This window comes from Methylobacterium sp. WL6 (assembly GCF_008040095.1).
GTDB lineage: Bacteria > Pseudomonadota > Alphaproteobacteria > Rhizobiales > Beijerinckiaceae > Methylobacterium.
This window is the reverse complement of sequence record NZ_VRVH01000179.1, coordinates 1-9,173: the sequence shown is the minus strand read 5'-3', so window position 1 is coordinate 9,173 and position 9,173 is coordinate 1. Positions and strand designations below refer to the sequence as shown.

Genomic DNA, 9,173 nt, shown 5'->3' with positions numbered 1-9,173 from the left:
AGGGCAGGCCGGGCAACGTCATCGGTTCGGTCCTGGGGCGGGGCGACGCCGGGGCGGAGGAGGGAAGTCGCGCGGGGCGGGGCACCGCGGGGCGAGGATCAGTCGGTGATGAAGCCGACGCGGCCGCGATAGCCGCGCCCGAGCGGAGCGGTGCCGGCGGTGCCGTAGACCCGGTTGATCTGCCCGAGCAGGATCGCCTGGCCGTCGGTGGCGTCGACGAAGGCGTCGTCGGGGCGCGTCACCTGCCGGGGCTCCATCGCCTTGGCGATGTAGGGGGTGACCATGATCATCAGCTCGGTCTCCTGCCGCTGGTAGTCGCGCGAGCGGAACAGGGCACCGAGGATCGGCAGGTTGACGAGGCCGGGCAGGCCGTTGATCGCCGCCTTGCTCTTCTGCTGGATCAGGCCCGCGGTCATCATCGTGGCGCCCGAGGCGAGCTCGACCGTCGTCTCGGACTTGCGCACCGTCAGGCCCGGAACGGCCGAGGTCGTGTTGCCGCTGACGAACGAGTAGGAGTTCTGCGGGTCGATCTCGCTCACCGACGTGCCGACGCGCACGGAGATGCGGTTCTCGGCCATCACCACCGGCGTGAAGTTGAGGGTGACGCCGTAGGGCTTGAAGGAGATGCCGACGACGCAGGTCGGCTGGGTCCCCGCGACGAGGCTCGGCGTGCAGCTCTGGCTCGACGGGACCGGCAGCTCGCCGCCGGCGGTGAAGTTCGCCGACTCGCCCGAGATCGCGGTGAGCGTCGGCTCGGCGAGCACGCGCGAGACGCCGGCCTGCTCGAACGCACGCAGCGTCGCCGTGATGCTCGCGCCGCCGGTGCCGTTGATCGTGCCCGAGAGCAGGTTCCCGGCCGGGAACTGGCCGCCCGAGAGCGAGAGCGGCGTCACGTTGGCGAGGTTGAGCCCCGACCAGCTGCCGCTGAGGTTGATCCCGAACTGCTTGAGGACGGTGCGCGCGACCTCGACCACGGTGACGCGCAGCATCACCTGGTCCTTGTTGCGGATCGTCAGGTTGTTGATCACCGCGCCGCGGGCTCCGGCGCCGCCGCCGCCGGCGGCGCCGCCGGACACGCCGACGAAGGCGTTGGCGATGTCGATCGCCTGCTGCGCCTCGGACGAGGAGCCGACCGAGCCGGACAGCAGGATCGAATCGCCGGTGACGCGCACGTCGAAGCGGCCGCCGGGAATGCTCTGGCCCAGGAGCTGGCGCAGCGCCCCGAGCTTGAGGTCGCGCGCCACCGTCACGTCGAGCGCCGCGATCTGGCGGCCTTCCGCGTCGAGGATGAAGATCGAGGTCGCGCCGTCGGCCATGCCGATGACGAAGACCTTGCGGGTCGAGCGCACCACCGCGTTGGCCACCGCCGGGTTGGCCACGAACACCTCCTTGGCGTCGCGCGGCAGGTCGACGATCACGGAGCGGCCCGCGGTCAGCTCGATCTTGCGGGTCGTGCTCGCCTCCGCCTGCCCGACGGACAGGACCGGGGCGGGCCCGAGCACCGCGCGCTCCTGCGCCGCCGCCGGAGCGGTTCCGAAGGCCGTCAGCAGGGCGAGCAGGCCGGCGAGCGGGCTCGCCAGAGGATGGGTGAGGGGGCTCGCGGGATGGCCGGCGAGCGTCGGTCCGGAATCCGTCATCGGCTGCACCTCGTCGTGCGGTTCGGGCATCGGGGGGCTCACCGGGTCTGCTGCCGGCTGACGCCGAAGCGCATCACCGTCAGGGCCGCCTCCTGAGGCGCGGCCTCGGCTTCCGGCGGGCGGCCAGAATCGGCCAGGCTGCGCAGGGCGAGGGAGAGGGAGCCGACCTTCTGGGCCAGCGTGATCTTCTCGGCCTGGCCGGGGGTCAGGGCGAGGGTCGCGGTCTCGCCGGTGACGACGTTGGTGCCGTTCTTCTCCTGGATCAGCTGGCCGACCGCGAGCACGCGCACGTCGGTGAGGATGGTCTGGGAGACCTGCACGTCGCTGCCGGTCGCCTTGGAATTGTCCTCGTCGCGGAAGGTGCGAATCACGTCCACCCGGTCGTTGGGCAGGATGAAGCCGCCGGCCGAGTTGGTGCCGCGGCTGTCGGTGACGATCGCCACGGCGCGCATCCCGGAGGGCAGGATCGCGGCCATGAAGCCGCTGTCGGGCCGCACGAGCTTCTGCGGGCGGATCGGCTCGCCGGACAGGAAGGCTGAGCGGATCGTCGCGCCGGCCGTCTCCTCCAGCGCCTTCGGCACGTCCTTGCGGGTGATGTAGCCGGGGGTCAGCGCGTCGTCGGGCCATTTCTGCCAGCGCAGGTCGGCGACCTGGAGCACCTGACCCATGGGCAGCTCGGCGGCCGCGACCAGCACCTCGGTCGTCGGCGGCGCGGGCGCCTCGACCCTGACGACGGGCGGGGGCGGCGGATCGCCGCCGCTCATCAGGAAAGCCGCTCCACCGCCCGCGACGAGGGCGATGGCGAGGACGGCAAGACGCGCTGGTTTCATCGTCGGGCCAAAGCATGGAACGGCAGGGTTGCCGCCCGTTGACCGACGTTAGGGCCGAATTCCTCAAATTAGGGTTAAGAAGGCATGACCATCGCGTTTCGTCCGCTGTCCGAGGACGGTCTGACCGGACGGCACGGTGAATGACGCGGTTCCGGCCGCCTAACGCGGTCGTCCGCCCGTGGCGCCGATCTTCATCGTCAGTCGGTGCCGCTGGCAGCTCGGTTCGGGGCTCAGCCGCCGAGGGCGCGGGTCCAGACCAGGGTCTCGGGCAGGATCACCAGCGCGGAGGCCGCGAGCGCGATGCCGTAGGGAATGCCGGTCTTGGCGTCGTGCAGGTGCAGCGCGAAGGGCAGGCGGGCGACGACGGAGGGCAGGGGATGGCTGCGCGCCAGGAGGATCGCCAGCGTCAGCGCCCCACCTAGGATCGAGGCGACGAGCAGGTAGTCGAGAAGCTGGTCGAACCCGATCCAGAGCGCGGTCGAAGCCGCGAGCTTGGCGTCGCCGCCGCCGATCTTGCCCAGCGAGAACAGGGTGAAGGTGACGGCGAGCACCAGCGCGCCGGCCGCGAGATGCATCCCGATCTCGGGAAGGCTGAACAGGCCGGTGGCGGCGACCACGCAGAAGCCGGCGATGAGGGCCAGCGAGATCCGGTTCGGGATCAACATCGTGAGAAGGTCGCTCGCCGCGGCGTAGGCCATGAAGAACGGGAAGACGATCAGGAGGCCGAAGCTCGCCAGACCGGTGCTAGCCATCACGCTTGCCATGACCGTTGCCATCATCCTTGCGATCGCGGTCGATTCGACCGTCGATGGGGTGTCCAAGTCGCGAGTGTCGGGCGCGGGCGTGAAGAAACCGCAAATTCCGATCCAGGCCGCGCCCGGACGCACGGGCCCGAGATCGCGGACGACGCGAAGCCGATCCCGCAGGGGCGGGATCGGCTTTGGCCCGCGGCGGGGCAGGGCATGCGCGCCCGCGAGGGACGCACCGCACCCCGACTTACGGCCCGTGTCCGCCGTGACGGTCCGTCGGCCCGAGCCCCGATCCCCTGGCCGCCTCCCGTGGGAGGGCCGGGAGACCGGGACGTTGCCGCCGACTGCGCCGTTTCCGATGGACGCGAAGCCGAACTACTGGACGAGCTGGTTCGAGACGCTCGTGAAGGTATTCTTCAGCTTGGAGCCCAGGGTCGACAGCGTGCCAATGATGACCACGGCGACGAGGGCGGCGATCATGCCGTATTCGATCGCGGTGGCGCCGGACTCGTCCGAAGCGAAGTTCTTGAACATGGTCTTCATGGCTTCAATCCTTGGTCGAAACACTTGCGAGGTAACCGTCGAAGATCTGTTGTTTCGATCGGCGGCAGATGGAGGATGCCGAACCCGCCTTGCCATTCGGTTAAGTCGGTCCGCGAAAGCGCTAAATCGAGGCACGACCGCCCGCATGGTGAAGAAAGCGTCAAGTCTTCGGCGCTCCGCAACGGCGCCGGCTTAGCAGTTCCTTCACCAATAAGGTGTTGCCTGGAGACGAACGGGATGCGCGCCTCGGCGCGTCGCACCGCTCTGCAGGCACCACGCCCGCGCGACGCGCCTCCAGCGTATTGATGAGTCTCAGCAGCCGATGCGCCTCACCCAGCCCCACCGCCCGTCCCGTGCCCGCTCGGCCAAGCGCCTGCCGGGCGTCGCCCTCGCCGCCGCGCTCGCCTTCGCGACGGCCCCCGCGCTGCGGGCGGAAACCCTGCCCGTCGTCACGGTGATGGTCGACAACGCCAAGGTCATGCGCCTGCCCGAGCGCACGCAGACGGTGATCGTCGGCAACCCGATCATCGCCGACGTCACGCTGCAGAAGAACGGCGTGCTGGTGCTGACCGGCAAGAGCTTCGGCGCGACCAACCTGATCGCCCTCGACGCCGCCGGCGCGATGCTGGCCGAGACGACGATCCGGGTGGAAGCCTCGCAGGCTTCGGTGATCACCATCCAGCGCGGCGCCGAGGAGCGGAACTCGTATTCCTGCACGCCGTACTGCCAGCCTTCGGTGCAGCTCGGCGATTCGACCAAGTATTTCGGCGACGTCAGCGGCCAGGCCGAGACCCGCCGCAACCTCGCCACCGCCGGGTCGACGGGCCCCGGGCGCTGACATTCCCGCCCGACCGCGGGCCGATTTCTAGCCGCGACCGGGCATCACCGCCTCCAGCGCCGCCAGGACGCGGGACAGGTCGGCCTCGTCGACAAAGACGTGCGGGCTGATCCGCAGGCGGCCGAGCCGGGCGCTGACGAATACGTTCCGCCTTCGCAGCTGCGCGACGAGATCCTCGGCGTCGGCACCCGGCACCGTGACGCCCAGGATGTGCGGGCTGCGCAGCGCGCGCGGCGGCACCGCGAGGCCGAGGGCCTGCACGCCTTCGGCGAGGCGGTCGGTCAAGTCCCGGAGCCGGCCTTCGATCGCCGGCACGCCCCAGCCCGCCACGAGTTCCAGGCCCGTGGCCGCCATCGGCAGGCCGACCGGATCGTGGCATTCGCCGCGGTCGTAGCGGCGTGCGCCCGTGACCGGCGGGCGGTTCCCGGCATGCTCGGCGAGGGGCCGTCCCTCCTGCCGATGCGGTGCCGCGTAGAGGAAGGCGAGGCTGTAGGGGCCGAGCACCGACTTGTAGGTCGGGAAGGCCAGGAGATCGGGCTTCAGCCGAGCCACGTCGATCGGCATCGCGCCGACCGCCTGGGTCGCGTCCACCACCAGGGCGGCGCCGGCCGCGCGGACGGCCGGAGCGAGACGGTCGAGGTCGATGATTGTCCCGTCCGCCCAGTGCAGCGGCGTGACGGTCGCTACCGCGAGCGGCGGCGCACCGGGGCGGGCGATCGCTTCGAGGAGCGCCGCCGTCCAGTCGCCGGCGTCCGGGCGCGGCACCGCCTCGACCACCATGCCGGCCTCCGCGGCGAGGCGGTCGAAGGCCAGGCAGAGCGACGGAAACTCCTCGGCGACGCGCAGGATGCGGCCGCCCGGCACCGGTGCGATCGCCCGCGCCGCGATCGCGATGGCGTCGGCGACCGAGCCGACGACGGCGACGGCGTCCGCCGGAGCGCCGATCAGGGCCGCCGCCGCGCACCGCGCCCGCTCGGTCCAGGGCGGCACCTCGGAGCGTGGATGGGCCCAGGGCAGGCTCTTCACCCGCATGCCGGCCTCGCCCGCCTCGCGCACCCTGCGCGGAAGCGGCGTCCAGGCGGCGGCATCGAGGTAGGCGACCTCCGCCGGCATCTCGAACAGGTGCCGCTGGCAGGCGAGGGGCGAAGCCATGGGCGCGCTCGTCGACGGGTCGCCGCTCAGGCGGCGCGGCGGCGCTCGGGATAGAGGCCGAGCAGGCCCTCGGCATCGGCCCGCGCGATGCCGCGCTCGGTGATCAGGCCGGTGACGAGGCGTCCGGGGGTGACGTCGAAGGCCGGGTTGGCGACCGGGCTGCCCGGCGAGACCACCTGGATCGTGGCGAAGCCGCCATCCTCGAGCCGCCCGGTGAGATGGGTGACCTCGCGCGCGTCGCGCTCCTCGATCGGGATCTCGGCGACGCCGTCCTGCAGGGTCCAGTCGATCGTCGAGAACGGGAGCGCCACGTAGAACGGGATGCCGTTGTCGTGGGCGGCGAGGGCCTTCAGGTAGGTGCCGATCTTGTTGCAGACGTCGCCCGACGCGGTGGTGCGGTCCGAGCCGACGATGCAGAGATCGACCTGCCCGTGCTGCATCAGGTGGCCGCCGGCGTTGTCGGCGACGACGGTGTGCGGCACCCCGTGGCCGTTGAGCTCGAACGCGGTCAGCGCCGCGCCCTGGTTGCGGGGCCGGGTCTCGTCGACGATCACGTGGACCGGCACGCCGGCCTCGTGCGCGACGTAAATCGGCGCCAGCGCCGTGCCCCAGTCGACGGTGGCGAGCCAGCCGGCGTTGCAATGGGTCAGGACGTTGACCGTCCGGCCGGTCCGCCGCGCGATCTCGGCGATCAGGCCGACGCCGTGGTTGCCGATGGCGCGGCAGCTCGCCACATCCTCCTCGGCGATGCGCCCGGCCTCGGCGAAGGCGCGGGCGAATCGCTCGGGCGCCTGGACCTGGCGCAGGTTCCCCGCGACCCGGTCGAGCGCCCAGCGCAGGTTGATCGCCGTCGGGCGGGTCGCGGCCAGCGCCGCCACCGCGTGGTCGAGGCTGGCATTCGAAGCATCCTCGCGCATCGCGAAGGCCAGGCCGTAGGCGGCGGTCACGCCGATCAGCGGCGCGCCGCGCACCACCATGGTGCGGATCGCGCGCGCGGCGTCGTCGAGGCTCGCCAGCCGCTGCAGCTCGAAGGCGAAGGGCAGGCGGGTCTGGTCGATCACCTGGACGCTGACGCCGTCCGCGTCGGGGAAGATAGTCCTGTAGGGGCGGCCGTCGATCTTCATGATGACGGTCTGCCATATCGAAACGCGTTTTGCACCACCGCGCGCGCGTTCCGCGGGATCCCGAAGGTCAGGTCGGGTCGCGCCCGATCGCCGCGCCGGTGAGCATCGCGACGAGGTCGGCCTGGCGGGCGGTGCCGGTCTTGGCGAAGATCGCCTTCAGCTGCGTGCGAATGGTCGCCGACGAGACGCCGTGCACGTCGGCCAGCGTGCCGACCGTGTGCCCGTTCGTCAGCCCGCGGGCGACGCGCGCCTCGGCGGGGGTGAGGTCGAACAATCCCTGCATCAGCTCCGCCGGAAGAGCCCGGCCCTGCCGGAGATCCGCCACGACGAGGATCGTCGCCGCGGCGGCGAACACGTCGCGGGCGGCCCCGCGCACCGGCACGAGGTGGGCGATCATCGCACCGCGATCGGCCCGCGCCGCGATCGGGATGGAGGCGACGGTGTTCGGGTCGCCGGCCTGCACCGGCGCCGCGAGCGCGCGCACGAGGAGGCCGTCCGCGCGCGGGTCCGTCAGGTGGACGCGATCGGACCGATCCTGGGCGACGGAGGGCACGAGGCCGGCGAACAGGCCGTTGGCGGCGATCACCCGGTTCCCCGGTGACAGGACCGCGGCCGGCAGGCCGAGCAGGTCGAGGGCCGAGACGACGCTGCGGGCCTGCGCCAGCCCGAGGCGGGTGGCGATCAGCCCGGCGCGGGCGAGGTGCGCGCGCAGGGGATCGAGGGCGCGCACGGTCTCCGGCGTGAACGGCCCCGCCGCGAAGGCCCGTTCCCAGGAGAAGATCACGGCATCCTCCCCCACCGTCGGGATGGCGACGCCGGTGCACCAGCCGAGGCCGCGGGCCCGCAGGAACCCGTACATCGGGTCCGCGTCCATCTCCGCATGGGTGAACAGGTCGAGGTCGTGGACGAAGCCCGAATGGCCGAGCGCCAGCGCGCGGCCCGGGCGCGGGTTCACCGCCATCAGGCCGGTGGCGATCGCCTCCGGCAGGTGCGTCAGGAGGGCGCCGGTGGCGCGCCACCGGGGGCCGTGCCGCCCCTCGGCGAGGATGATGGCCCCGACGGACCCCGTCGCGGCGGCGATCCGGTCGAGCACCTCCGGCCAGATCTCGGGCACGACGGCGGCTTCGTAGATCAGGTCGACCAGGGCGTCGAACTCGGCGGGGGCAAGCATCGTCGGTCTTCCCAGGCGGCCCGGAGGCCCGGCCGGGGGGAAAGGGAAGCGTTTCCGATCCGGGCCGTCCTCGCAAGGGCAAAGCCCGGGACGTGAAGGATTTTTCAACCTTAAATGCGCGTTAACGTAAGGCGCCTAGCCTCCGGGGCAGAGTCTCCTTTCGCGTCCGGTCCCGCATGCGCTCGCTTCGCCGCTCCGCGTCGCCCTACGATACCTTCGTCGACACGCTACGCCCGTTCCTGGCGCGGCGGCTGACGGAACTCGGTGGGCTCGTCCTGTTCACGGGCGCGATCGCGCTGACGGTCGCCCTCGCGACGTGGTCGATCGACGACCCGAGCCTCAACCACGCCACCGACCACGTCGCGCACAACGTGCTCGGCCAGCCCGGGGCGGTGGTCTCGGATCTCGCCATGCAGATCCTCGGGCTCGGTGCGCTCGCCTTCGTGCTGCCGCCGGCGCTGTGGGGCGTCCGGCTGATGCGCGAGCGCGACCTGCCGAACGGCGGCATGCGCATCGCCCTGTGGATCATCGGCTTCTGCGCCGCGAGCGCGGTGGCCAGCGCCCTGCCGCCGACCGCCCGCTGGCCGCTGCCGACCGGGCTCGGCGGGGTCGCCGGCGACGCGCTGATGTCGGCCGCGCGCACCATCGTCGGCGCGATCTCGCAGGCCGGCGCGGCCCTCGTCGGCTTCGTCTACGCCGGCGTCGCGATCCTCAGCCTGACGGCCGCGTGCCGGGTGGCCCCCGGCCTCGACGAGGCGGAGGACGACGTGGCCCCCGCGATGGCGCGGGCCGACCGGCCGCGCCGCACCCATCCGGACGCGGCGCAGGATCGGCGATACGACGACCGCGACGAATCCGACGAGCCGGGTCTCGGGATCGTCGGGTTCGGCACCGTGCTCCAGGCCGCGATGCGCGGTCGCGCGGCCCTGGCCGAACGCTGGGAGATGTGGCGGGCGCAACGCGCCGGCCTCGGCGCGCTCAGCTATGCCGGCGCCTCGCCGGCCCTGGCCGCCCGCCGCGCCTTCTCCGACGAGGACCTGCCCTGGGCGAGCCAGCTCCCCAACGGCGGCCGCGCGGCCGAGCCGCGCCGCGAGCCGGTGTTCGAGCCGCGCGCCGACCAGGCCACGGC

General features: G+C 72.3%; 9 protein-coding genes. 2 read left to right on the top strand and 7 right to left on the bottom strand.

The annotated features are described in order from the left end of the window. Nucleotides 1-98: 98 nt before the first annotated feature. The 4 genes from FV230_RS19440 to FV230_RS19425 all read right to left on the bottom strand — a co-directional run bounded on the left by FV230_RS19440 (nt 99) and on the right by FV230_RS19425 (nt 3,759). A complete protein-coding gene (locus tag FV230_RS19440; RefSeq protein ID WP_246686591.1) occupies nt 99-1,667 on the bottom strand; it encodes a type II and III secretion system protein family protein in 1,569 nt (522 codons plus the stop codon). A gap of 8 nt (nt 1,668-1,675) precedes the next feature. Then, nucleotides 1,676-2,467, bottom strand: coding sequence for a Flp pilus assembly protein CpaB (gene cpaB, locus FV230_RS19435; protein ID WP_147843556.1), 792 nt, complete (start codon nt 2,465-2,467; stop codon nt 1,676-1,678). A 230-nt stretch (nt 2,468-2,697) separates the two neighbouring features. Continuing rightward, complete coding sequence (locus tag FV230_RS19430; RefSeq protein WP_147727593.1) at nt 2,698-3,246, bottom strand: prepilin peptidase; 549 nt, start codon at nt 3,244-3,246, stop codon at nt 2,698-2,700. 345 nt (nt 3,247-3,591) lie between these two features. Then, on the bottom strand, nt 3,592-3,759 hold the full coding sequence (locus FV230_RS19425; protein WP_147727592.1) for a Flp family type IVb pilin: 168 nt from the start codon (nt 3,757-3,759) through the stop codon (nt 3,592-3,594). A 322-nt stretch (nt 3,760-4,081) separates the two neighbouring features. Between FV230_RS19425 and FV230_RS19420 the strand changes: the two genes are divergently transcribed. Then, nucleotides 4,082-4,597 carry a pilus assembly protein N-terminal domain-containing protein gene (locus tag FV230_RS19420; protein WP_147843555.1) on the top strand — a complete coding sequence of 172 codons (516 nt, stop codon included), beginning with the start codon at nt 4,082-4,084 and terminating at the stop codon, nt 4,595-4,597. Between the two features lie 27 nt (nt 4,598-4,624). Here FV230_RS19420 and FV230_RS19415 read toward each other — a convergent pair whose 3' ends face one another. From FV230_RS19415 to FV230_RS19405, 3 genes are all read right to left on the bottom strand, one after another. Next, on the bottom strand, nt 4,625-5,749 hold the full coding sequence (locus FV230_RS19415) for an aminotransferase class V-fold PLP-dependent enzyme (protein ID WP_147843554.1): 1,125 nt from the start codon (nt 5,747-5,749) through the stop codon (nt 4,625-4,627). A 26-nt stretch (nt 5,750-5,775) separates the two neighbouring features. Beyond that, nucleotides 5,776-6,873 carry an S-methyl-5-thioribose-1-phosphate isomerase gene (gene mtnA / locus FV230_RS19410; RefSeq protein WP_147843553.1) on the bottom strand — a complete coding sequence of 366 codons (1,098 nt, stop codon included), beginning with the start codon at nt 6,871-6,873 and terminating at the stop codon, nt 5,776-5,778. Between the two features lie 67 nt (nt 6,874-6,940). Next, a complete protein-coding gene (locus tag FV230_RS19405) occupies nt 6,941-8,044 on the bottom strand; it encodes a LuxR C-terminal-related transcriptional regulator (protein ID WP_147843552.1) in 1,104 nt (367 codons plus the stop codon). A gap of 176 nt (nt 8,045-8,220) precedes the next feature. Here FV230_RS19405 and FV230_RS19400 point away from each other — a divergent pair. Next, a partial coding sequence (locus FV230_RS19400) for a DNA translocase FtsK 4TM domain-containing protein (protein ID WP_187275557.1) occupies nt 8,221-9,173 on the top strand: 953 nt, incomplete at its 3' end.